We start from the raw sequence: 23,680 nt of genomic DNA, 5'->3' as shown, positions 1-23,680 counted from the left end.
GAGTGATCCGGGAAGCCAAAATCGCGAAGGCATCGACGTGAAACATGAGCTGACAATCGCAAACATCAAGTCTTTCGTCCTCGACAAAAAACCGGTCGGCGTCGATTCCGCAGGCCGTATTATCTTCGAACCCAACCCTCGGGGCGAACCATACTATGTATTCGATTCCGCGCCCGGGGCTCCGGTCGGATTCGGGCTGAAGGTTTCGAAGAGGAAGACATTCGTCATCCAGCGCAAAGTGGAGGGAAGAACCTTTAGGGCGAGCCTCGGATCCGTCGCCGAGTTCCTCCAGGAGCAAAACGGTTTGGAGAAGGCTCGCGCGGCGGCGGCGAAGATCGGCGCGGAGATTCGCACCCAGCAGGTCAATCCCAACGTCGTCGCCAAAAAACAATCCGCGGCGGAGTTAACCCTCGGTCAGGCTTTCGCGGCTTATCGGGTTCACCTTACGACCCGAGAGATCAAAAGAGCCAAGCCTGAAACCCTGAAGGTTTTCGACCGATGCGCGAAGCGGTTCGAGGATTGGCACGAGCGCAAGATTCGGACGCTGGACATCGATGAGATCGTCGCCCGGTTCAGGGCTCGACAGAAGGTGGCAGCCACGGCGAACGAGCAGGAGTTCAGACAGGCATACACGGTGGTGAGACATGCCATTGGGAGGGAGGAGCTCGCTGCGGCGTCCGCCCGCAGACCGCCTCTGCTGACCACGAACCCCTTCGGGATCATCGCGCTCGAAAAGCTATATCGCACATCAGACATGATAGAGCGCGAGAGAAGGGAGAGGATGGTCCGCAACCCGCTAACCCCGAATGAGACTCTCGGAAAGTTTCTGGAAGCCTTGTGGGCAAAAAGGTCCACAAGGGAAAACAAGACGGGCTGCGACTACATCCTGACAACCCTGCTCGTCGGAGCTCGGAAGATGGAGTGCTCCAAAATCCAGTGGGCGGAGCTGCTGACCGAACAAGAGAAGCTAACCCGATCTTGGGTGGATCTCGAGAAGGGCATCATATTCTTCTACAAGACGAAAAACGGACTGGATCATCTCCTGCCGATAGGGCCTTGTCTCATAGAGCTGCTTCGACGCAGGCAGACGGAGGCGGCCGAAATGATCGAGGACGACAGGATGACATTTCAGGCGAGAAAATGGGTGTTCCCCGCAAGAAACAGACAGAACAAGGCGGGGCATTACAAGGACGCGAAGGACCTCCTCGACCGAATCCGGGAGATAGCCCAAATCCCCGTGCTGACCAGACACGACCTGCGTCGTAGCTTCGGCACGGTACTGGAAGCCTTGGATGCCCCGCAGTCGATTAGCAAGCGGTTCATGAACCACGATCAGGCTGAAACCCATAATCGATACACGCAGGCGGAGTGGGAGAGGTTGAGAAAATGGATGGATCGCATCGAGGAGGCGATCCTGATCAAGGGGCCGAATGTTTGGAACGCGCTCAAGCCCCTGGAGAAATCCCCCTTGGCAGCCGACCCCCTGCCGGTCGTGCCTGATGACAAGCCAAGGCCGGGACGCCCCAAAAGAACGGCCGAGGATAAAATGGGAGAGCCAGATGACATTGAAGCCGGAGATGGGGAATGACCACCGTATCAGAACTCGAGACGCTTGATCTCCTTAACAGACTGCCTGACACGACGCTGCTGAAGACCTCTGAGGCGGCGGTGTTGCTGCGAACATCTGTGCGCAGCCTGGAGCGTCTAAGGCAGACCCCCGGAGGTCCGCCCTACATGCAGGGAGGGGCGATGGGGGCATCCGGTGCGAATCAAAAGTGCCTCTATAGGAAAGGGGATCTGCTCGCATGGGTTGAGTCCAACATGCTCTCCAGCAATGTCGAGGCGGCTATAAGGAAGGGGCAGCTATTCAAAACCATCCACGACTTGGCGGAGGAGCGACCATATTGGGTGGATGTGACCGGTCAAATCCGCGGGGACGTCGAGAGCACCGAGGTCGAGGATTTCCTCAAGAGGCTAGGGAGTCCGATGTGGGATATCGAGTGGCTGAGCGCGGATGAGGTATCCCTCAGATCATGGTCAGACCCGGATACCAAGAGATCCCATACCCAATCGGTGGAGAGAGTTTTAACCGATGTCTTGGGGGCCGTGCGGGGCGCTCAAGAGCTCGACGAGTTCGAGAGGGATGCCCTAAAAGGCGGAGATTCCGTGAGGGAAAAAATCTAGTCCGCTCCCCCAACTGACGGGCGGGGTGGCGCGTCATTTCCCGCCCCGGTAGCCTTTATCCATGCATAACGGGAGAAAGGCATGACACCAAATCAGTCGGTCCTACCGAGAAGGATGGAGAAAAGGGGCGAGCGCAGGCATCCGACGCCGCCCAAGTTCGTGACCGCCGTATGGTTGGACAACGGGGAGCAAAGAAACACCAAGGGGTATCTGACCGACCTGAGCGCGGGCGGGTTCTCGGCGATGTTAGAGAAGCCGATAGCCAAAGGGAGGCTTTGCAGGATCGTCTTCAACTTGGGGATCATAGACGCCGAGGATTTGGGAGTGGTGACGGCGGGGGTTAGGGTCGCGAAATGCGCCTACGATGAGCCTTACCACAAGCTCGGTTTCCAGTTCGAGTCGATAACCCCGCCCGATCTAGCGAAGGTCAAAAAGGCGATTCGGTTTTTTGAAATCGAGTATGGGCTTCTTTATTAAGCCGCGCGGCCGTTGTTTTGATCCCTTCCTTCGGAGTAAAAGGATCCTCCGGGCCACCATACTGGATGATCCCGTCGGGGACGATTCCAAGCTCCGAAGCCGTCACTATCCATCTGAGGGCGTCCTCCCTGCACTCATGGCCGAACCAATCCAATATTGAGAGGATGGCCAACTTCTCATCGGTAATCATAATGCCCCTCCGCCGACTTCATTGCGTGCCTTCGCTGGGGAGCCGGAATCCATGGTGGGAAGTGGAGGTGACTCCGAGCTCGTATAGGACGCGGCCATCACATCGGCCATGAACTGCCCTATCTCATGTCGGGCCGTCCCATCCCATTCGGAGAAAGCTTGAAGCATCTTCGGGCTCGCCCTCCTCAAGTCGATATCCGATGGAGGGAAGCTGGGCAGGTCGATGGGGGATTTCATAGGCGTTTGGCGCGGGGCCACCGTCATCTCGCAACCTGGAATCTCCATTCGTTTTTCAAGACGGGCGGGGGACAGGCCGTAGATCTCCTCTAGTAGAGTAATCTTGGGCTGAACAGGGCCGAGAGCTCCGAAATCCGGTGCTGGGCCAAGGCCGCGCTCCTCCCCCGACGTGAGGTGGCCGGTGCCCGCGCGGGCGACCGGGTCGATGTTTACCCAGCGCACCATTTTGCCGGCGTCGTTCTTGGCCTGTCCCTCCGTCAATGCGTTTCCGAAAAGCTTTTTGGCGCGGGTCCAGAACTCATGGGAGTTGACCGGATGGCGGCCGTTAGCCTGGCAATACTCTTGAAAGCGGGCGTATACGTCATCCTTCTGCGACGACTTGGATCGAGCGGGGGTCAGCATGTCGCCGATACCTCCATGGTCGGCGATCCAGGCCCCGACGATGTCGGAGTTGGCGATAGCCGCGCGTTTGATTCTCGCGCTGGAATCGGATTCGAAGAGCCGTCCGCCGCGTCCGAGGTAGCGCAGCAAACCGACTAGCATCCAGTCCAAGACGAGCTTGCCTTCACGCTCGAAAATCGCTCGGTCAAGACCCTCGCGCCTATCGGCCTCGGGGATGACGTGTTTCCATTCAACGAAGATGAAGCGGCGCCAGAATCCGCCCGTGGAGTTGCGACAGCGAATGCCGAACTCCTGATTGCTGTTGATTATCCACTTGGCGCGTGAGACGACGTTGATTGAGTCCTTGAACTTACGGTCGACCGGGGTCAGACCTTCGCCGAGCAGCGATTTGAGTCGCCCTTCGTTGAAACCGTCCTTCGGCGTCTCATCGACCACCGCGAGCGTCGCATCTTGTATCCCGTTGAGGGAGAAACCGTCCAAATTCGAGAGATCGACCGCGTGCGTGCGGTGGAAGCGCTGGATCAGGCCGGACATGACGCCCTTGCCATTAGCTCCGTCCCCCATCCACAGGTGGCTCTTCTGATCGCTGCGACCGACGAGCAGGGTATAACCCGCGTACTCCTGTATGGATAGAAGCGACTCGGCGGCCTCGATTCCCTCAGGTGATGGCTCGGCACCATCCATGTGGCACGGGAATGATGAAGACAGGAACCTGCCGAACATCGAATCCGATGGCATTGCGGCCGGCACATACGGGGAGCCGTCCTTGCCCGACACCCGAATGGGCACGGAGGACATAACGGCCCTATCAAGAGATCTGGTCGGGGTTTTAAGATATACGCCGGCATCGATGGTGCGCCCCTTTTCATCCTTACGGAACACGACCTCGAGCCACATCCCCTCGGTGGGGATGATGCAGCGGTACTCCTCCTGTGTCTCCGGGAGACCGTCGATCATCCGGGAGTTGATCCTCGGGACGGCGAGCTTCGCGCTGGCTACGGCGGAGGATGCGGTTTTGGCGGTACGGCGCTTCGGGCATCTGCGCAGCCATTCGAAGGCGTGTGAGCAGGCATCCGACTCGGGGACGGGTGCGTAGTGATTCTCTTCCCATTTATAAAGATCCCCATTCCATACGGCGTGGGTGCCGGCATCGGCGAGCTCATCCGCGTACAGAGACTCGGGGGCCTCCCCCTCGTCCGAACCTGAATCAAATCCCATCCTCTTGGCCTTTGCCATAAATCCTCCCGCCGTTCGTCGGCTTTTCTTATCTCGACACAGGGATGGTTTGACTTCAGAGCGCCGGCCCGGCATTAATAGAAGGGCAATCTCCTCGGCGGTTCGGAAGAACCTCCCTGAATCCCCCGGGCGCCTACCCGGGGGATTCGCTTTCCATCACCTGGGGCGGATGACCGCCTCGATCTCTCGGGTGCGGGCGGCGGCGATAAGCCCGCGCACCACATCGGAGATGGAGATCGAATGCTTGGTGGTTACCTCATTGAGCCAGGAGCGCTCGTCGTCACCCACGCGCAACGTGACCCATTGGGTTTTGCTCGCTGACTTGCTGGTCGTCTCGATGATCAATGGTTTGTTCTCTGTCTTATCGCTCATTTATTTATCCTTTCGTGTAATACCTGCTGTAACACACTGCCGGATCGGAGACGGAAATCAAGAGCGCGAAGGCTTCCGATGACGAACGGCAAATCGTCCCATGGGATCCCCGGCGGAGCCTAATAACGGCGCCTCGAAGAACCCGTGTCCCACATCCTTGTACGACGATGCCAATGTACATCCGAGGATTCGTAGTGTTTTCAGATTGCCAAATCGGAGATTTGTCACGATGGGAAATCAGGCATAAACGGCCCGCGAACCGGTACAGCTTCAATCACGATCACAGGGGTAACGGGGTTCACGGGGTTTTCCCGACATGGGGCCTATGTCATGCAAAATCCGACCCGTTCGGGATGGTGAAAATCGATATTTCACAATCAAATCCAAAATACCCCGTTATCCCCGTTATTCCATGTGAATCAATGACTTAACCCTGTTATTGCCCCGTGATTTTCCAAAGCCACCCCGTGATTCCATGAAATGCCGAAAAATCGGCCGAAAGGCCGTGAAGCCCCATGGGGCGGTTGTTTTCAAGGAATGGGGTTCGGTTTTGCGGTGGTTGCGGAGCGGCCAGCGATGCCGTTCGTCGGGTTCGAGGTTTCGGTGGTTGTACGGAGGTGTCGAATCCGGATTCACGGGGTATGCGGGGGAGAAATCACGGGGTGGATACCGGTACCCCGTGATTTTTTTCGGGTGATTTTTGCCGCCACGCCACTCGTCCCATGAATCCGTTTCCGGGGTTCCCCGCCGACGGACGGGCGGGATCTTTCCATTCCCTGCCGGCAAACTCTTCTCAAGCGCGGGCGTTTGATATCGCCGACGGCGCCGGAAACCGGGAGATTGGAGATGACTGAGATAACGAAGAGCAGGAGGTCGGGGGATAAAAGAGGTGATGTAAGGATGGAGTTGCCGACTAAGTTCGAGTCGGGGAGATTGGGGTCGATTGCCGCCGCGCTGATCGCCGCCGGTCTGCCGTTCGCGGCGCATAGGTTGCTGCCGGGATCCGCCTTGGTGGACTGGAGCTCCGTGATCGGGCTTGTGGCCGGGGCCGGCCTCGCATGGAAAAGCTGGGGGGGGATCGCAAGCATAGCCGGCGGGGTGGAGGGATACGCCAGGGACGGCGGCCCGACCCCTCCGCCTCCCGGAAGATTCTCCGGGTGTGAGGCCGCGGCCATATCGGCGACGATGGTGCGCCTTATATCGCGCATTCAGCAGCAAGCCGGCGACGCGAACAAGAAGGCGCGGGCGGATGCTTATATCGGCAAGACTCTGGCCCTGCTCGACGCCCTCGAGGATCCGGTTTTTTGGATAGGTCAGAAGGCCAGCGGGGATTTAATCATCACCTACGCCAATACCGCGGCCGGGGCGCTGGGCATACAAGTTGAGAGCTCACCCCCGAGATGGCTGGGCGATCCCTTCCACTCCGGCCGCGTCGAGGCGCGGTTCGGGGAGGATCGGGAGGCTTTCCATTTCGAGTTCGTGAAGCGCGAGGTCACCGAGTCCAGACGCAAAGACGATCCGCAGAAATGGGATGGGCGCCCCGTGAATGGAACACCGGGCCGCGCTAGGGTGGAGGATGCGGTCGTGGCGGTCCTCGGGCGCGACATAACCGAGCGCAAGCGCATGGAGGAGCGCGAGCGCGTCAAAGGGATGACGGACAATCTGACGGGGATACTCAATCGGGCAGGATATGAGGAGAAGAAAAAAGAGGTCTCCGGAACCGGACAACCCTATGCCTTGGTTTATATCGATCTCGACAAGTTCAAGCCGGTGAATGACACCCACGGCCACCCGGCCGGGGATGCCCTGCTGATAGCGGTGGCCAAGTTGCTGAGGACCTTCCGTGGGATCCCCTTCCGCCTCGGCGGGGATGAGTTCGCGATGATCATTCCCGGGGCGAACAAGGCCGATACTGAGATGGTGGCCAAGGACATCGTCACGGGTTGCAACGTGCCATTCAATATTCATCCCGCGGGCGGAGAACCCATCACCGTCCAGATCGGGGCATCCGTGGGCTGCGCGTGCTACCCGCTTCACGCTAACGGCATGGAGGGGTTGTTGAAGGCCGCCGACGAGGCGATGTACGAAGCCAAGCGCGGTGGGCGCAATCAATACGCCTTCCCGAAGGCTTGAACCGAGCAAGCCTCATCGGAACGGATGCAAATCACGGACCTGAAGGCCCGTGATTTTTTTTCAATCAAGCAGGAGTTTGAGAGTGTCGGGGGCCGGTGGAAAGCGGACGAGGCACCCGAACTTGGCGAGGCTTGTATGCACGCTCGATTGAGGCTCGCCCCTAATGGCGAAGATTATCGGCAATCCGGGAAGGTCGCGCGAAAGGGTCAGCGCATGTAATGAGGAGCCCGCGCTGTCGTCGAAAATGGCGCAGACGACGGATCTCATCATCGAAGGGGATGGGGGGATCCGGCGGATCGGGGCGATGCCCAGGTTTTCCATCGTGGCCGTCATGAGGGCCATATCGTTTCTATCCTGAAACATCAGCAGGGCGGCGCAGGGCTCAGGTGTCGGGTCCTTCCGTCTTTCATCTCTCATATTCGATTCTCCTCCTCCCAGAGTTTTGCTCGTTGAATGGCATGTCGCAACACGTCATGGTTTCGGCCCGACGGACGGTTGACGAGCCTTCCGCCGGTCGGACATGACAACCTCGGCTCAACCCGGCAGCCTCGAACAAAACAAATGGAGATCACCATGGAAGAGCAAGAGGGAATGTATGAAGGACCGGGTTCGGAGCGCTTGTCTGAGATAAGCGATGAGTTGAGGGAGATTCAGCAAGCCATCCTTGAGAAGGTCGAGGAGGCCAAGTATCTTCTGGTGGAGGCGGGGCTTAATGGATCCCTTGAACAAGCGGAAAGTTATTGGATGCCCCACATCATCTGCGCGGTCACGAAGGACCACTCATACCTCGGCGGATCCATGTACACCCTGGAGGATTCCATCGAGGCCGTGGACGAGGCGATGAGCGAGGCGGTCGAGATGGAGACCGAGAAAAAAGCTGCCGGCGCGGCGGCCGGCCTAGCCAGATAACGTCCGCGGGATATTCCGCCCTTTTCATTACCCCCCCTCTGTTTCCGACGCGCGGTCGTGCATTCCGGGGATGCGCGACCCTATAGTGAAATAAAAAGGAAATCGAATGGAGACCACGGACAAACAAAGACTGAACTCACTTCTGCTTCTAGCGGCCATTCGAGGTGACTCTCGCGAGGTCGCTCGATTGGGTTGCGCGGGGGCCGACTCGAACGCCACGGGAAGTAACGGAGAAAACGGACTATCCATCGCCGCGTACAGAGGGGACGCGCTTCTCTGGAGAACCTTCAGGGCTCTGGGGTGCGTACCCAGGACCGATAACTCGGGAAATCACCCCGAGGTTATCCGCAGGGATAAATATGGGGTGGGCTCCGGCCTCCGTTGGGAGAGGTTCATCAAAGCTTGCGAGACGGGGGATATCTCAACGGTTCGAAGGATGGGAGATGTCTATCCCGATTTAGTTCTCGGCAGGGATGGATGGGGGAGAACGGCTTTACATTTCGCGGCCGGATCCGGGTGGGAGATAGTGCTTAAGTATCTCATCGATCTGGGCGCTGACCCACATGAACCCGACCGGCTAGGAAGAACACCTTGGCTTGAGTCATCCACCGCCAGGCTAGGGGCCGCCATTCGGGAGATAAACCAGTATGGGAGAGGGCATCTCCATCGCATCCCTGATCTCGTGGCTGACAGCGAGTTATGGGCGCAGCGGGAGCGCGGGATCGCCCTGTTCGGCTACTCGGAAGGGGGCAGGGGATGACGAGCTCGGGAAAGGTTAAAAGAGATAAGAAATCGTTGAGGGCCGTGGTCACCGGAGCGGGATTGCCGATAAACACCCCCCTGCTCAAAGCCACCATCGCCGCGCTTTATTGGAATGTGGAGGTGGCATCGCTCATCAAAGGCGTAAATAAGGATTTTGCCTTCGTGAATGTCACGAGGAGGATAGATGAGTTGCTTCTTGAGGCGGGTTGGCCCGTTCCTTCCGGAAGTTCCCATCTTCTGGCTCGCAAACTCATGGTTTCACATGACCGAGCGAACAATATGGAGATCGCGGTCATGTCCGCGGTCATTCACTCCGGAATGATTTCCGGTAGAAGGGCCGGCCCGAGGGCCATTGCTCGACTGGCCTCGCGCTATCTGCGATCCGGCGTCCCGCCGCTCCCTTCATTGCCCGAAGTCGATTCTCCGACCTCTTCGGTATCGGCGGCCATCCGAAGAACGAGGCGCGGGACCGATGGGGGCGGCGTCTTTATCGAAAGCTCGTCTCCACCTCCCCGCGGGTATGCGGAGGGGTTTTGGCTCGACGAGCTGAAGCCCATGCTACAGGCTGGGAGACTGGAGGATTTTAGGGCGGCCTTGGCCATGGATTGGTCGGGGCGGGAAGGCAAGACGCTCTTGGGGGCTTTATTGATCCTTTGCGCGGAGACGGTGCCCGGACGGGTGGGAGCAGATGAAACTTGTCCTTACTGCCTCGCCATTCTTGGGGCGGGGGCCAGTTTAAGGTGCTCGGACGCTCAAGGACGCAAAGCCCATGAGCTAGCTAACGGGCGCACGGCGGCCATTCTGCGAGTCGCGGGTGGGATCAGAGCTCTGGGGCCAATGATGTTGTCGATTCGTTGAGGGAGGTTCCGACGGACGGCCCGGACTGCAAACATAAGATCCGGGAGGATGGTGGGAGTGACATCCTGAATAGATGGGTGGATCCAATAAAAATAAAAAAGGAGCCATGCATGAGCAGAAAGGTGAAAAGGCCGCCACCGGAGACGAATCTAGCGAATATTTTTGAAAGGGCCCGAAAGGCGTGTCTCGCCCTTCCTCCCGATCTGACATGGCCGGAGCCCGATCCTGACAAGAATCTGATCATCGAGGATGTGAGCATCGGGGAGGACAGGGAGGACGAGGAGCGCGTCTCGCACATGCTCATCGAGAGCGACAACATCCATGCCTTGGGGCTGCTGAGGGAGACCCATCGACAGAGCGTTGATCTGATCTATATCGACCCCCCATACAACACCGGACGGCTGGACTTGGGGTACCGGGACCGCTGGGAGCCGGCCGACTGGATCCGCTTCATGTTCCCTAGGTTGGTTCTCGCCCGCGATCTGCTAGCTCCGCACGGGGCGATCATGATCAGCATCGACGACAACGAGGTGCATCGGCTGAAGCTGCTGATGGACGCCATCTTCGGGGGGCCGAACAGAGTGGCCGGAATGATCTGGCAATGCCGCACTTTCATGCGCAGCCTCATCTCCGAGGACCACGAGCATGTGCTCGTCTATTCAAGGCATCGTGCGGATATCGTCCCGTACTGGAGCAGGAAGGACGAGCCGACGTGGTTCGGGAAGCGCGTGCGGCGCGAGTACGTAAACCCCGACGATGATGCCCGCGGGCCATGGCGCGATTGCAAATGCAAACCACCCTCCGGTAAGGGGAAGAAAAAAGGCGGGGACGACTACGACTACAGCATAAACACCGGGACGGGCGAGTTACGAAGGGGAGCTGTCACCGGAGACGGTTGGATCCATCGAATCGACTGGGAATATGTCCTAGGGACGATGGTATCCCTCATCGAGGAGGGGAGGCTCGTCTGGTACAAGAAGAAGAACGGGGCGCTGGATTACAGGGTTAAGCGCTTCGCCGCCGAGGAGCCGGAGATCTCATGCTTAGGAAGTGTGATGACGGAGGCTCAGATGATGACCGCACGGGGTAAGGACGACCTGCTCGCAATCGGGGTCGATCCGGGCGACTTCAAGCACGCGAAGCCCGTGAAGCTGATCCAGCACCTGATCCAAGTCGCGGCTCCGGACGCGACCATCCTAGACTTCTTCGCGGGAACGGGCACGACGGGGCATGCCGTGATGGCCCTCAACGCCGCCGACGGTGGGGCCAGGAAAGCGATTCTGGTGACCAGCGGGGAGAACGATATATGCCGCCGCCTCACATGGCCTCGATTGATGTCCGCTCGGAACGCGACCGGAGGTACGGGCGACCTGATCATGGCCCGGGTGGAGGATAAAAAATAGTTAGGGAGTTTCGGACGGGCGGAGCCGTCCGGCCTTGATTAAAGGCCATTCATCCGGGATCGTGGATGGAGCGGATCCTAAAAAATCCGCAAAGCAAGACGACACAAACAATAAATAAAAACAGGAGATGGAAATGCTTTCAAAAATGCAAAAAGGCTTCACCCTCATCGAACTCATGATAGTCGTTGCCATTATAGGAATATTGGCAGCGGTAGCAATACCCGCCTATTCAAACTATACGAATAAGGCTAAGTTCAGTGAGGTCGTACTCGCCACCTCGGCCTCAAAGACGGCGGTTGATGTATGCGCACAAGACGGTTCATGCGTCCAGAACGGTAATATCGATCTCACCCCGGCGGCCGGTTACAACCCTCCGGTCATCCCCTGTGTCGGAGCGTCCATATCCGACAATACCGGAGGAACATGCCCATCCAGAAACACCACGTCTAAAGTTGAAAGTATCGAGGTTGCTCAAAGCGGAACCGCGGCACTGATCACGGCGACTTCGACGCAAGCCGACTTCGGTGGAAACGCCAGCGACTACACCCTGACTGGAACTTATCAGAACGGCACGGTGAGCTGGGTGCAAGGCGGTTCTTGCAAGACCAGGGCAGGCGGCGCGATCTGCTAATCGGCGAGACTCCTACGAACCCCGCTCCGGCGGGGTTATTCTTCGTCCATGTCGCTCCCGACGGGCGGTGATTTCTTGGCACCTTGTGACCGACGTGTGGCCTGGCTCATACGACAAGGTTCACCGATGATGGGATCGTAAACAAAAACCAAGGGAGACGAAGATGCAATATCAAATGACGCTGGAGATGGGCCGAGGGATCGATATAACGTCGGACAGACTGTACGTGCCGCGCGGGGATGAGCTGGATCGTAGGGTCGCCAAGCTGCTCAGCTTGAAGGCTGAGGGGAAATCGATGAAGGAGATCGCTGAGATCATGTGTCCCGGAATGCAACTCGATGAAAAGGTGGAGGATGAGATCTAATCGCAGGGAGCGGAACGGAGAACACGGCGCGTCCAAATCGGGCGCGTTTTTTTATTGAGCGGGGAAATAAGAAACCCCGCCGAAGCGGGGAATGTCGCAATGGAAGCGTCTCGGTTATTTGGTTACTTCACCGCTCCAAAGTTTTCTTGGAAGCAGCTTGCCGTTTGAGTCACAAGTTGAATCCATCGCGGCCCCATAGATCTCGCAGCTTTTCGAGTATGCGGCCGTTTTGCCGGAGAACGACCAAACAAAACCGAAGGACAGCACCCCCACCAGGACAATCGCTAGCAGGCGCCGCTCGAAGGCGCTCGCACATTTATCCGCCTCGAACAAATCCACTTCTGCTCCCAGGGTTCTTTTCATGGCTCCTCCTTTTTTCTTTCATATTCCCATGCCATGAGGGGATTGCAACCCCCGTCAGCACCATCCCGACGGACGGGCCGGATCTTCCGATTTCCATCCGGCACGCTGGATGTATGAAAACCAAACGGAGGTGGCCATGGCAAGAAAACAGCGCAGGGAACGGGAGAAAAGCAAGCGCGAGGAGGCTTGGGCACAAAGCATGGACAAGCTTATTTTCCTTGGGGAGGTGGCCGACAAGGGGGAGCCGAAATCGGATCGTGATGAGGAGGTGGCCGATGCCTCGGACGAGGACTAGCTCGTCGGCCCTGATGGTCGTTTGCGGCGCTTTGGCCGCCTTGGCATGGCCTTGTGCGGAAGTCATGGCCCGCGATGCGACGCCTGACGCGAGGACGGAGGCTTGCCTGGTTATGGCGGCTCATAGGCATGGAGTGGATCCATGGCTGCTGGCGGCGGTAGCCAGGACTGAGAGCGGATTCAAACCAACCGCCATCAACGTTAACGGTAACGGCTCGACCGACTACGGACTCATGCAGATCAACGATATCTGGACGGGGAGGCTGGCGGCTCAAGGGATAGGCCGAGCGAGCCTCGCCGACCCATGCGTGAGCGCGTATGTGGGGGCTTGGATCCTATCCGGATATATACGAACCCACGGCGACGTCTGGAAGGGCGTCTCGGCCTACAACACGGGCAGCCCGAGCAGGGGAATGGGCTACGCGGCGCGCGTAAAGGCCAATCGTGACGCGCTGATCTCCGAGATTTCAGCCAAGCGCGTCTCGCGCTGATCAACGTGCCGGGATCAGGGCGGCCCTGAAACGTACCTTTATATCCTCGGGTGCCGCGGCGTACATATCGCGCCAATCCTCTCCTCCGAGCTCCGGCATGCCCGCTTTATACAGCACGGCGGCCACGGCCATATCGCGACTGGAGAGCTCACCTTTAATATGGTTTCCCTGCGCCTCCTCAAGTTTCGGACGCATTATCGAATCCGGGTCGTTTGAATGCTCCAGACCTAACAGATGGCCTATCTCATGAGTCGCGATGACATCCAGAGTCCCCAGGCGCGTGGGGGAGGTGGATAGTTCCGGTTTCGTGGCAGTGAACTCTATCGTCCCGCCGACGATGCGGGACGCATCTGATTTGCCAGCGCAGGGCCGCGCGAAGGCCGCCATGTTCGGGTATTTAGGATGCCCGCTTCCCCATCCGATAACGACGGGGCTGACTGCCGAGCATTTTTCGGAAGCCTCCATGGTCTCGCGCGTAACACCCGCGAACTTGAAGCGAACCGGGACGACTTTTTCCCATCGGCGCGTGGCCGCTATAAGGACGGTGACCGCATCCTCCGTCGATATTCCCGCGGGTTGTTCGAGCTCGGAGTAGCGCCAAACTATCTCAGCTCCGGAGTCCCATCTGGTGGTAGGTGTCTCCTCTCTATTTTCGTATGCCGCCGTTTGCCCGGCGCAGACCATCAGCGCGGCGAAAGCCGCTAAGCACTTCTTGAACATATCAATCTCCCGTTTGAGTCGCCAAGAACCACAACGACGGGCCGGGGCCAAGCCGGCTCGTCGCTCGCATCAGTTTGTGAAAAGTACGTCCCCATCCAAGCTATCCGCCGCCCTGCTAAATCTGTCCGTCGTGGACGGGGTGCTCGGAACGGGGAGAGGTTGAGCCTTAACCTGCGCCATCGGTATCGGAGCCGCTACTGCGGGACGGTTTTCCGCCACCGCCGTGGGGGTTGGACGGGGTTGTTCTTGAACCACCTCCTTCAAAGGTTCCCGCTTTTTGATCGGTGCTTCGGCTTCGGACTTTTTAACCATCTCATCCGAGAGCTTTTTGCGGGCCGAGGCCGATGACACCACCCTGGTTGCGGCCGCCAAAGCCTCCTGAGGGGCCCCGTTCTCCTTGGCCTCGCGCAGCGCGGCCTCCGCTGATTCCGCGGAGTCGATCATGCCCAATGCCGTAGCATGGGAGACGGATAGTCGCCAAGATCTCGGATATTTCCCGATGGACAGGACCGCGACGCGGCGGGCATCGGCCCAGCGCGACTGAGCGACGAGCTTGGCTGCCAACCATTCGGCTGACGCCTGATTGTCCAGCACGTCCTGGCGCAGGAACATATCCGACAGGGCGTCATATCCCAGCGGGGCCAAAAACTCGGCGGCGGCCACCGCTTGGCGCGGGGATCCGTATTTAAGCAGGGCCATGGCGGGCTCGCGGCCGCCTTCAGCCTCTCCGCGCGAGATCCGAAGGGCGAGCAGTCCCTCGGCGGCTTTCGAGTCGCTTGGATCCGCTTTAAGGGCGGCGGCCAAGTTGTCGTCCGCCTCGTCGAAACGCCCGTCCGCGGCGTCCGTTAAACCTCTTTCCGTCAGCGACTGGGTTCCTATGCGTCCTGACACCGGATTGGCCGCGGAGTATGCCAACACTGGGAATGCCAAGGTCAAGGCCAAGAGGAGTGATTTGATTTTGTTGTTTTTCATTTTCGATTCTCCGTTTTCCCGTGCTTTATTGATCCGATCCGGCGCCCGCTTGCCAATCCGCTTGGCCCCTTATGACTGTCGCCTTGAGCAGGATGACCAACTCCGTCTTCTCTCCGCTCGAGGAGCAGTCTCCACCGACGCATGGCACACCCGGTATCCCGGAGCGCGAGTTCGTGCCTTTCACCCGCATAAGTCCGCCCACGACCGCCGTGCCACCATCCAAGAGGCGAACGACCGTGTCCGTGTCTTGTATCGATGAAGAGGCGATGGGCATCGAGACGGTTCCCGCGCTGCCGAGGGAGACGTTGAGCGTCTCTTGTGTGACGTTTGTCATGTGCGGACGGACGTTTATGGTCACCATCCCTTCCTTGCTTACATGCGGGGTCAGCGTGTATTCGATCCCGGAGAAGTAATCCGCGGTGGTTACCGTCGGTGTCGTGGTGGTCCCGGTATTGCCCGTGGTCGAGGTCGTGTTCGTGGTGGCCCCGGTCGCATATGCCCGCTGGTTCCCCACCTTCAAAAGGGCGGGTTGATTATTCAGGGTGCTGATGCGCGGCGATTGAACGACGCGCGTGGAACCTTGAGTGTCGAGGAACGAGAGCATTGCGGCGAAGTTGCCGAACTGCGCGGCGAGACCAACCGTGCTGCCCGTTCCACTGGTTAGTAGCGTCGCGGCCGTGCCGGCAACGGCTTTCGAGAAGGTCGTATTGCCGGATGATAGCGTCGCGGCTCCGGGGTTGACGTTGCCGCCGCCGGGAAGGACTCCACCGCCGACATTGCCCCGATTGTTGAACAGGGACCAGTTGATGCCAGCTTGAAACTGATCGTTAAGGGACACCTCCACGATTTTCGTTTCGATGAGCACTTGGCGGCCGGCGACGTCCTCTTGCCGCTTTATGTATTCCTCGACCTCGCGCACCCTTGCCGCAGGGCCCCTAACGAAAACGGTCCCGGTCATCGGATTGACGGACACCTGATTGCCGGTGTCCGAGCCTATGATGGCCGTCACGGCCTCTTTGAGAGTTCCGTAGAAATCCGTCTTCTGAGCACCAGAGATTGTGCTGCTCCCTCCCGTGTTTTGGTTCGAGCTTCCAGTGCCGTTTGTTCCGGTCGCGGAGGTCGTCCCGGTGGTGTTCGAGGATGTGCCTCCTGATGAGGCTCCGACGGTCGATGAGGAGTTGCGCTGGCCGGCCAAATACCCGACTTCGAAGGTGCGGGAGAGTTTGGATGGCTTGTCGATCAAAACTCGACGACCGGAGACCGAGAAATCGAATCCTCTGGCATCGCGCAGAGCTTCGAGAGCCTCCCTCCAGTTCACATCCCGAAGGGTTATCGAGACCTTGGCGGCCTCCGCCTCATCGGTCAGAACCGCCGTCATCCCGGAGCCCGCGAGCACATGAGCTATAACCTTTCCGGCGGGAAGCTCGTAGGCGTCCACGTCGAACCTCGGATCGGTCTTGCGACCCGAAGGCTTCGGCATCTCGATTTTAAGTTGTGGAGCCGCCGCCGCGGACGCCCTTCGCGCCGCCTCTAAGGCGGTTTCCTGCGAGATCATTTTCTCGTATGCGTCGCGCTTGGTGGCGGCCGCGTAGCTGGCGGACTCGGCGTCCAGTTTAGTGGTAGCACATCCGCTCAATCCGGTGACCAGCGCCGCCAACGTGGTCAAACCTATTGTTTTTGCCTTTTTCATTCCTCGTCTCCCTTTTTCCGCATCTCCGTGCGTGATCCCAGCTTCCCGGATTGGGAAAGGGGGGACAAGAAGGCGAGGGGGCTACCCGACGAACGGGGGAGGGGATAAACGAGGCCACCCGACGGGCGGCCCCGTATTCAACCGCCGATCAGTGGCCGCGCAGGGCGACCTTAGCGAGATCCCATATGGGAAGTCCGATGGCGATGATCATGATCAGAACCAACATGCCGATGAAAATGATCATCAGGGGCTCGATCAAGGAGGGGAGCATTTTCACGGTCTCCTCCGTCTCATTCTTGTAGACGGCCGCCAGCTTTTTCAAACCGACATCGAGGCGCCCGGTCGTGGCGGCCGACGTGATCATAGCGAGAGGGATCGCGTTCTCTTTGAGCTTGAAGATTTCACTGGACGCGAAGGAGGTGCCGATATCCTTCCCCTCCTCGAGTTTCACCGCGATGATGCGCAGCTTGTCCTCGATGGCCGCATTCCCCGTCGCGTCGAGCGCCAAGGTCATCGTGCGGTCAATCGGGAGGCCGGTCGCGTGCCCATCGGCCAAAGCGTGACAGTAGCGGGCGAGCGATGCCTTCATGACCAGTTTTTTCATCACCGGCATCTTGGCTACGATGCGCTCCAGTGATTCCCGCCCCTCATCCGTGGCCGACCATTTAAGGAATGCGACGATGCTGACGGTCAAGCCGCCGATGATCAGGTACCAATAGTCGATGAAGAACGAGGACATCGACATGAAGGCCAAGGTCAGGGCCGGCAACTCGGATCCCAAACCCTCGTACATTTTCGCGAAGGTCGGTAGCACGAAGAAGTTCACTATCAATAGCCCGGCTAAGCAGACGCCGAGAATGATTTTCGGATAGAGCAGGGCTCGGCTGACCTGCTCCCCCATCTCGCGGGAGAATCGGCGCATCTCGAATACGCGCATCAGGGCCGTCACAATATTGCCGGTCTCCTCTCCCGCGCGGACGATGCCGATATCCAGGCGCGTGAAGATTTTCGGATGACGTGCGAGGGTTTGATACAACTCCAAACCCGACTCGAGATCGTCTCTTATTTCCCCGGCCAGCGCCGAGACCGGAGTGCCGGAGAGACTGGTCTGAATCGTGGAGAGTGCTTCTTGGATGGCGATGCCGGCATCCATCATATCCCCCAGGGAATAGAAGAAATGCTCTATTTCCTTTTTGGTGGGTTTTCCCTTGATGGACGATGACACGTCCTCATCTACGGAGCGCACCTTCAGTCCTGATTCCGTGCGCAGCGCGGTGGCGACCGCCATTGCGCTCTCTCCCTCTTTGCGGCCGGTTTGTCTGCGCCCCGATTCGTCGATGGCCACGTATTTATAAAGTTTCATTCTCCCTCCTTCGTTTTATCTTTCCCCTCTCTCTTGAGCTTGGTTCCAACCCAGTCGCTGTCCGGGCCGACGACGGCCGTCTCGACACGGGCGGCGATGCGTCCATCCGGCAGGACGCCCACGTCCAGTGCGAAGGTTCGGGCTCCTTTGGAGGCTTCCTCGACCCTGCGCACCGCGGCATCCAGGGCGTCCCAGTCACGCGCCACCAGCCTTGTCTCTATACGGTGAAGCCAGCGGCCATCTTGGGTGGCCGTCGGCCATCCCTCGCCATCGGTCTCCGAGGTGGCGAGCTCCGCTCCGGCCGCCTGAGCGACAACCGCCGGGAAGTCCGGGGCTGCCCCGGATTTGGCTATGCGCTCCGATGCCATGCGCTCGGCTTCCGCGGCCAAGGCTTCGAGGCGTGACGCCTCCTCTCGAGCTTTTATGTTCGGGTCGGTGACGACCACCTTGGATGCGGCTATGTAAGCCTCATGCTGCGCTTTGACCGAGACTGACAAACTCGTGGCCTTCATGGCTTTTATTCCGGGTTCAAGGCCGTTAAACCAAACCATGGTGGCCACCAAGCTCAGCCCGGCGAGCCCGAATGTCCGTCTCTGTGATGGTTGGAGTTTCCCGAAACCCTGGGCGGCGCGGGCCGTCCAGATTCGAAACCACTCCGCAGGGCTAGAGTTCCAGTTCATCGCTCCCATTCTTGTCTCCTCGTCTTGTTATTGTTTTTTCAGCGGTGCGGTTTGCGGCGGAAGTCCGACGGTCGGACGTTGGCGCGGAAGGCGCTCGCCCTGAGCCGCGGAGGTCGGCCCGGCCGATGCGACATTCCCCGCCTTCTCACCGGGGCTGTACCCCGTGCCGGGTGAACCAGAGGATGCCGCGCTCGCTCCGCGGTCGGTAAGCCTCGGCTCATCTATCCTGAACGACCATGTTTTCCCTGACCAACCGGTCTGCGACGAACCCCAACGTCCATAACCGATTCTGGTGAGGGACAGGGAAGCCGCGATGGCGGAATCGCGGGAGGAGGCGCTTCCGAGCGCCGAGAGGGCCGGGGGATCCCCCACCGTGGACCATCGGGCGGAGAAACCATCCAGACCGGCCCCTTCGGCCGAGAACTTGGAGAACGCGCTCATCGCTTCGCCCGCGGCGCTCGGGGGGAGTTCCAATCCCGGCTGGCGGGCGTCTGCCTCGGTTTTTCTCAATCTGGCTTTTGCCATGCGCTCCGTTAATGCGTTCGCCTCGGCTTCGAAGCGCCTTTTCTCTATGGCCGGGTCGGGGATGGCTGACGCCGCTTTCTTCGCGATCTCCTCCTCGGCGAGAGCGCGTTTTAAGCATCGGCTCTCATACCCAGCGAACATCGATGAGATGGATATGGCCAGCAGCGACCATTTAACGGTTTTCATCAACAAACCGACCATCCTTTTCTCGTCCGCGGGCTTGCTGGACCAGAAATCCATCAACCCGTCTGCGGGGATCAGGGCCGCGCCGTGAAGTGCCAGGCGCTCGGGGAGCTCCGATGGCGGGCTATCGAAAATAGCGACATCCACATTGAAGCTCTCACTGATGCCGCGGGCGAAACCGGCCCATTTCTCTGCGTATTCCTTCCCCGGCGGGGTGACGATGGTCAAACATTCGATCTGGGTGTCGGGGGAGATCTGCTGCAGGAGGCTGAGGATGCTCGTCTCTATGTCCTCGAAGATCTTCACGATCCCGCCTTGGGCGCTCATTTTCGAGAGTCCCCAGTCCAACTTCAGGGCGTAGGCGGCCCCTCCCGTCTCATCGGCCACTAGAACGAGTGAGGATCTGCTCCCCAGAACCAACCAAGCCTTGCGCCGACCTACGGATGCGGGGGCTATGTCCCTGCAGCCCGCGATGAGGGCGTCCGCCATTGGGATCGCGAAATCGACATTCCAATCCGCCGCGCTCGCCGCCGAATCGAGAAGCCCGAGGGATTCCTTCATGATCGCGCAGCCCACGGTCGGGTCTTTCCCGGCTATGCCGGGGGACGTGGTGTATTTACAAACCGAGCCATCTTGGGTGAAACGAGCGTCGTCGTCCTTCCCAGTCATCAGGAACCAGAACGCCTCTTTGTCCCTATCGGGGCCGGTGAGAGCCTTGGGGGGCTCGATCATGCCCCATTTGATAGATGGTTGAGTCAGCACGACCTTGACCCTGCCGGAGATCTCGCGCTTGTCCTCGACGCGGGCGACCGTCCCGTCCGTGCGCACTATCGGTCCCAGGATATCCTCGCGCGTCAGAGCCGTGAGGGATACCCCGTCCCATAACGCGGCGCGGGTTTTTTGATTAAGTTTTTTCGATTTCATGCCGAACATATCAGGCTCCCTTGCGTCCGACAGGGGTCTCGTCCGCGCCGGTTTTGTTTGTCTTTTCTTTCTTCTCCGCCTTCTCAGGGATCTCATCCCCGATCCAGACCTCCGAGCCGTCCGAGAGGGTGACGCTGCCTCTACCCACCGAGCGCAGCTTGAGGTCGCTCTTCGGCATGTTTTGTCCTGGGAGGATCGTGCGGCCGGAGACGGACGCGCTCGGGGAGCGGCCGGCGAAAGTGGCTTGCAGCTTCGGTCTCTCGGGTTTCACCTCCGGCGTCGCCGATATCGCCCCGGGAAGCTGCAATGGCATCCCTTGCATCTGAGCCCCCGTAGGGAGGGGCGGTAGGGCGGCGGGATTGGCAGGCAATGTAGTCCCCGGTACCACGGTTGGATTCGTCGGAAGAGACAAGGGGGGCATCAAATCCGGTGAGCCCGGGAACATGGATCCGGGTTTAGACATCGGGCCTTTGCTGGCCGGGAGCAGAGCCGCCGCGGCCTCGGCGGGGAGCGGTGTGGGTTTGTATCGTTGGTATTCGGCCACCCCCAGCGGATCGGCCGGTTTCTCCCCTGTCTCTACCGTGATCATGGCCCCGGCTTGCGCCGTCCCTGTAGTTATTAGCAGCGCGAGCGCGGCTCCAATCGTTTTTATTCCCATCTTCTCCCTCTCCTGTTTGCATCGCATATGAAAAGCCTGCCGGATCGGATGAGCCGCGTCCTCGCCGTTCGTCGGGTGGAACGGTGTCCGGGGACGGACGGGAGCCGTCCCGGCCGACGGGCGGACGGGACAAATGAGGATCGGGCCGGTACTTCTATATGGGAGGAGGTGACGTATGAGAAAGAGAAACCTTAAAGGTATAGGCGCCGCGAAACAGTCCGGAATGACGCTGCTCGAGATAATCGTGATGCTCTTCATCATGGGGATACTCGCGGCGGGGGGCACCTTCATATCCAGCGAGGTGGTGCCGGCGGCCCTGCAATATCACTACGTCTCGAAAACGAGGGCGGTCATAGAGACGGCTCGGACTCAGGCGCGGTCGGCGGGTCGCAGCGTGTATGTCTCCGCTCAAACGGGAGGTGTCGCCGTTTGCTGGTCATCACCCTGCATACCGGGAGCGGTGTCGGCCCCGGTGCTCGACGATTTCGGCGACGCCATAGGTTTCGCGATGCCCAACGCCTGGCTATATAAGGATCTCCCCGCGGCCGCGGAGTTCAAGGAGGACGGTTCGACGACGGGATGGACGGCCATCCGCATCGGTGACGCGACGATTGACCTCGACGCGGATACGGGGAGGATCAAATGAGAACTCACGCCGCGAGAAGAAAACAGTCCGGTCTGCTTTGGCTCACCGAGTCCCTGGTGGCGATGATCATCATCTCCGTCGTCCTCATTCCCGCGCTGAGGCTGATCCCCGACCTAGGGGTTCTCCAATCCCATGTCTCGGAGGACGCGGCCCTGTCGACCCTCGCATCGTCGGCGGGGGAGGCTCTGAGGCTGACCGGTGAGTTCCCCCCGTGCGGGGCCACGGTCAGCGCGGCGGGCACTTGCGCCGTCCCGGACGGGGTCATCTCGACGGATTACGCGCGGCGCGGATTCACCGTCTCGGCGACGGCGGCGGCGGTGGCTTTCGACCCGTCGTCGATTTCCGGGAGCACGACCTCCGGGGATTTTTTCAGGATAAGCGGGGTCGCCACATCCCCGACGGGTAGAACGCAGGCGTTCGAGACATTGGTGGCCAAACCATGAGAACGACGGGAGGAGGAGACATGGGACTACGAATGAGGGGGCCGATGAGCGCCCCCCGGAGACAGCGAGGGGTGATGATTTTGGAGATGGTGATCGCGGCCTTCTTCGTCCTCGCGCTGGTCGGGGCGGTTTCCGTGGTGGCCCCTATCGCCGGACAACTGACGGGTTTGGGGAAATCCTCATCCGCCGTGGACAGCGCGGACACCATTCGTGACGCGCTGCGCAGGGATTTCCGCGGGGCCGTGAGGGACTCCATCCGTATCACCAAGACGAACGACGGCAGGACGCTCGCCGAGTTCGTCCCGCAAACGGGCAGCGGGATATACAAGCAAAGCCCGGGAGGGGCCACCTCGACCTCCGCATGTCCGACAGGTGGGAAGGGCGACGCTCTAGCTTTCGGTGAGGCCGACACATGTTTCAAGTCCGACGGGGTGGCCGGGCTGACCCAAGTCGCGAGCGGCATGTACGTATCCCTTCCCGGTTTCGGGGCGGCGCGGTTTTACGGATCGGGTTCCGCCGCGCTGACGTCCATCCAGCTCGGCTCGACCGACGCGCGGATCGGTATAGCACAGACGACCCTGACCTCCGGCTCCACGGGATCCGTTTTCCAGGTTTCCGGCGCACAACCCGTGACCTGGGAATGCGACCCCGCGCAAAAAACCATCAGTCGGATCACGGGATACGGAAGGTCTCAGACCCAGCCCACCGATTTCCCGGGGGCCACCCGAAAGACCTTCTCGACCGGGGTGGACTCATGCTCATTCCGTATCGGTGACACCTCCGAATGGACGCGCACGGCGCTTCTTCTCCATTTCGACGGGGAAGGAACGGCGGTGACGGATTCGTCCCCCGATCCGAAGACCGTCTCCATCATCGGGGACGCATCGCAGGTCGCGGATGTCGGCTGGTTCTGGAACGGGGCACGTTTCACCGCTGGGCGGGTCGCGGTGGCCTGGACATCGGCTCAGGAGCCCGGCTCGGCCGACTTCACCGTGGACTTTAGATTGAGAGGGTCGGGAGATCAGGCGGGCGTCGTAGCGTCGGCGGAACCTGCGGGCGGTGGATACGGGCCATGGAGATTCGTGAGGGGCTCCGACGGCATGCTGAGATTCTTCTCCTCATCGAACGCGATATCATGGAACGTGGCGAATGGGGTCGCCCTCGGCGCGGTGTCCGCTGACTATTACAGGCATTTCGCCGCGGCCAGGAGCGGGTCGACGATACGGCTGTTCGCCGACGGGGCCGTGGTCGCCACGGCGTCCGTCTCCGGGAACTTGTCCCCCGGGACGGGCGGGGTCTCGGTGGGGGCCGCTCTGGACGGTTCCTCCCCATATGCCGGGGATGTGGACGAGTTCAGGCTGATGGTCGGCAGGGCCGCCTGGGTCTCAGGATTCGACGTGCCGACGAGCGCATATAAGAAGCCCGATGACGCCTTCGTGGCAAGCGTCTCCATCACGGAGAACGGGGCACCGTCCTTGGTGTCGGTGGCGGCCGAACCGCGCAACGGGAACAACTGAGCCCACGGATTCGCCGGCCGGCGGAAGTGGAGCCGTACCCGACGGGCGGGCCGG

At 59.8% G+C, this 23,680-nt stretch carries 25 protein-coding genes; 14 read left to right on the top strand and 11 right to left on the bottom strand.

What is annotated here, in order from left to right; translation table 11 throughout:
* The first annotated feature begins 37 nt into the window (after positions 1-37).
* The 3 genes from AB6Q56_RS07795 to AB6Q56_RS07785 all read left to right on the top strand — a co-directional run bounded on the left by AB6Q56_RS07795 (position 38) and on the right by AB6Q56_RS07785 (position 2,661).
* On the top strand, positions 38-1,588 hold the full coding sequence (locus tag AB6Q56_RS07795; RefSeq protein WP_434516503.1) for a tyrosine-type recombinase/integrase: 1,551 nt from the start codon (positions 38-40) through the stop codon (positions 1,586-1,588).
* On the top strand, positions 1,585-2,184 hold the full coding sequence (locus AB6Q56_RS07790; RefSeq protein WP_434516502.1) for a helix-turn-helix domain-containing protein: 600 nt from the start codon (positions 1,585-1,587) through the stop codon (positions 2,182-2,184). Before AB6Q56_RS07795 ends, AB6Q56_RS07790 begins: the two co-directional genes overlap by 4 nt.
* Positions 2,185-2,265: 81 nt before the next feature.
* Positions 2,266-2,661, top strand: a complete 396-nt coding sequence (locus AB6Q56_RS07785) for a PilZ domain-containing protein (RefSeq protein WP_434516501.1) — start codon at positions 2,266-2,268, stop codon at positions 2,659-2,661.
* A 186-nt stretch (positions 2,662-2,847) separates the two neighbouring features.
* Here AB6Q56_RS07785 and AB6Q56_RS07780 read toward each other — a convergent pair whose 3' ends face one another.
* Both AB6Q56_RS07780 and AB6Q56_RS07775 read right to left on the bottom strand, forming a co-directional pair.
* Positions 2,848-4,725, bottom strand: a complete 1,878-nt coding sequence (locus AB6Q56_RS07780; RefSeq protein ID WP_434516500.1) for a DUF5906 domain-containing protein — start codon at positions 4,723-4,725, stop codon at positions 2,848-2,850.
* Positions 4,726-4,881: 156 nt separating this feature from the next.
* Positions 4,882-5,097 carry a hypothetical protein gene (locus tag AB6Q56_RS07775; protein WP_434516499.1) on the bottom strand — a complete coding sequence of 72 codons (216 nt, stop codon included), beginning with the start codon at positions 5,095-5,097 and terminating at the stop codon, positions 4,882-4,884.
* A gap of 900 nt (positions 5,098-5,997) precedes the next feature.
* Between AB6Q56_RS07775 and AB6Q56_RS07770 the strand changes: the two genes are divergently transcribed.
* Positions 5,998-7,230 carry a diguanylate cyclase gene (locus tag AB6Q56_RS07770; protein ID WP_434516498.1) on the top strand — a complete coding sequence of 411 codons (1,233 nt, stop codon included), beginning with the start codon at positions 5,998-6,000 and terminating at the stop codon, positions 7,228-7,230.
* A gap of 60 nt (positions 7,231-7,290) precedes the next feature.
* On the opposite strand, the gene AB6Q56_RS07765 is transcribed toward AB6Q56_RS07770, so the two are convergent.
* A complete protein-coding gene (locus tag AB6Q56_RS07765; RefSeq protein ID WP_434516497.1) occupies positions 7,291-7,647 on the bottom strand; it encodes a hypothetical protein in 357 nt (118 codons plus the stop codon).
* A 144-nt stretch (positions 7,648-7,791) separates the two neighbouring features.
* On the opposite strand from AB6Q56_RS07765, the gene AB6Q56_RS07760 reads away from it, so the two are divergent.
* From AB6Q56_RS07760 to AB6Q56_RS07740, 5 genes are all read left to right on the top strand, one after another.
* Positions 7,792-8,139 carry a hypothetical protein gene (locus tag AB6Q56_RS07760; protein ID WP_434516496.1) on the top strand — a complete coding sequence of 116 codons (348 nt, stop codon included), beginning with the start codon at positions 7,792-7,794 and terminating at the stop codon, positions 8,137-8,139.
* Between the two features lie 106 nt (positions 8,140-8,245).
* Positions 8,246-8,899: an ankyrin repeat domain-containing protein gene (locus AB6Q56_RS07755; protein ID WP_434516495.1), complete on the top strand. Its 654-nt coding sequence runs from the start codon at positions 8,246-8,248 to the stop codon at positions 8,897-8,899.
* A 970-nt stretch (positions 8,900-9,869) separates the two neighbouring features.
* Positions 9,870-11,162, top strand: coding sequence for a site-specific DNA-methyltransferase (locus AB6Q56_RS07750; RefSeq protein WP_434516494.1), 1,293 nt, complete (start codon positions 9,870-9,872; stop codon positions 11,160-11,162).
* Between the two features lie 133 nt (positions 11,163-11,295).
* A complete protein-coding gene (locus AB6Q56_RS07745) occupies positions 11,296-11,793 on the top strand; it encodes a pilin (protein WP_434516493.1) in 498 nt (165 codons plus the stop codon).
* Positions 11,794-11,956: 163 nt separating this feature from the next.
* Complete coding sequence (locus tag AB6Q56_RS07740) at positions 11,957-12,157, top strand: hypothetical protein (RefSeq protein ID WP_434516492.1); 201 nt, start codon at positions 11,957-11,959, stop codon at positions 12,155-12,157.
* Positions 12,158-12,271: 114 nt separating this feature from the next.
* Here AB6Q56_RS07740 and AB6Q56_RS07735 read toward each other — a convergent pair whose 3' ends face one another.
* Entirely contained in the window at positions 12,272-12,520 is a 249-nt protein-coding gene (locus tag AB6Q56_RS07735; RefSeq protein WP_434516491.1) for a hypothetical protein, read from the bottom strand.
* A gap of 136 nt (positions 12,521-12,656) precedes the next feature.
* On the opposite strand from AB6Q56_RS07735, the gene AB6Q56_RS07730 reads away from it, so the two are divergent.
* Positions 12,657-12,815: a hypothetical protein gene (locus AB6Q56_RS07730; RefSeq protein WP_434516490.1), complete on the top strand. Its 159-nt coding sequence runs from the start codon at positions 12,657-12,659 to the stop codon at positions 12,813-12,815.
* A 64-nt stretch (positions 12,816-12,879) separates the two neighbouring features.
* Positions 12,880-13,305 (top strand): lytic transglycosylase domain-containing protein, encoded by a 426-nt coding sequence (locus tag AB6Q56_RS07725; RefSeq protein WP_434516489.1) that lies wholly within the window; start codon positions 12,880-12,882, stop codon positions 13,303-13,305.
* Here the strand turns inward: AB6Q56_RS07725 and AB6Q56_RS07720 are convergent, their stop codons facing one another.
* The 7 genes from AB6Q56_RS07720 to AB6Q56_RS07690 form a co-directional block, all read right to left on the bottom strand.
* On the bottom strand, positions 13,306-14,025 hold the full coding sequence (locus AB6Q56_RS07720; RefSeq protein WP_434516488.1) for a matrixin family metalloprotease: 720 nt from the start codon (positions 14,023-14,025) through the stop codon (positions 13,306-13,308).
* A 69-nt stretch (positions 14,026-14,094) separates the two neighbouring features.
* Positions 14,095-14,997, bottom strand: coding sequence for a hypothetical protein (locus tag AB6Q56_RS07715; RefSeq protein ID WP_434516487.1), 903 nt, complete (start codon positions 14,995-14,997; stop codon positions 14,095-14,097).
* A gap of 25 nt (positions 14,998-15,022) precedes the next feature.
* Complete coding sequence (locus AB6Q56_RS07710; protein WP_434516486.1) at positions 15,023-16,687, bottom strand: secretin N-terminal domain-containing protein; 1,665 nt, start codon at positions 16,685-16,687, stop codon at positions 15,023-15,025.
* Between the two features lie 148 nt (positions 16,688-16,835).
* The gene (locus AB6Q56_RS07705) at positions 16,836-18,050 is read right to left on the bottom strand and encodes a type II secretion system F family protein (protein ID WP_434516485.1); all 1,215 of its coding nucleotides are present in this window, start codon (positions 18,048-18,050) and stop codon (positions 16,836-16,838) included.
* Positions 18,047-18,739 carry a hypothetical protein gene (locus AB6Q56_RS07700; protein WP_434516484.1) on the bottom strand — a complete coding sequence of 231 codons (693 nt, stop codon included), beginning with the start codon at positions 18,737-18,739 and terminating at the stop codon, positions 18,047-18,049. Before AB6Q56_RS07700 ends, AB6Q56_RS07705 begins: the two co-directional genes overlap by 4 nt.
* A gap of 18 nt (positions 18,740-18,757) precedes the next feature.
* Positions 18,758-20,371 carry a hypothetical protein gene (locus AB6Q56_RS07695; protein WP_434516483.1) on the bottom strand — a complete coding sequence of 538 codons (1,614 nt, stop codon included), beginning with the start codon at positions 20,369-20,371 and terminating at the stop codon, positions 18,758-18,760.
* A 1-nt stretch (position 20,372) separates the two neighbouring features.
* Entirely contained in the window at positions 20,373-20,540 is a 168-nt protein-coding gene (locus AB6Q56_RS07690) for a hypothetical protein (protein ID WP_434516482.1), read from the bottom strand.
* A 655-nt stretch (positions 20,541-21,195) separates the two neighbouring features.
* Here AB6Q56_RS07690 and AB6Q56_RS07685 point away from each other — a divergent pair.
* From AB6Q56_RS07685 to AB6Q56_RS07675, 3 genes are all read left to right on the top strand, one after another.
* A complete protein-coding gene (locus AB6Q56_RS07685) occupies positions 21,196-21,666 on the top strand; it encodes a type II secretion system protein (RefSeq protein ID WP_434516481.1) in 471 nt (156 codons plus the stop codon).
* A complete protein-coding gene (locus AB6Q56_RS07680; RefSeq protein ID WP_434516480.1) occupies positions 21,663-22,109 on the top strand; it encodes a type IV pilus modification PilV family protein in 447 nt (148 codons plus the stop codon). The genes AB6Q56_RS07685 and AB6Q56_RS07680 overlap by 4 nt, the downstream gene beginning before the upstream one ends.
* 74 nt (positions 22,110-22,183) lie before the next feature.
* The gene (locus tag AB6Q56_RS07675) at positions 22,184-23,626 is read left to right on the top strand and encodes a LamG-like jellyroll fold domain-containing protein (protein ID WP_434516479.1); all 1,443 of its coding nucleotides are present in this window, start codon (positions 22,184-22,186) and stop codon (positions 23,624-23,626) included.
* The last annotated feature ends 54 nt before the right edge of the window (positions 23,627-23,680 follow it).

This window comes from Dechloromonas sp. ARDL1, assembly GCF_051122455.1.
Lineage (GTDB): Bacteria > Pseudomonadota > Gammaproteobacteria > Burkholderiales > Rhodocyclaceae > Azonexus.
This window is presented reverse-complemented; position numbering and strand designations above follow the sequence as displayed.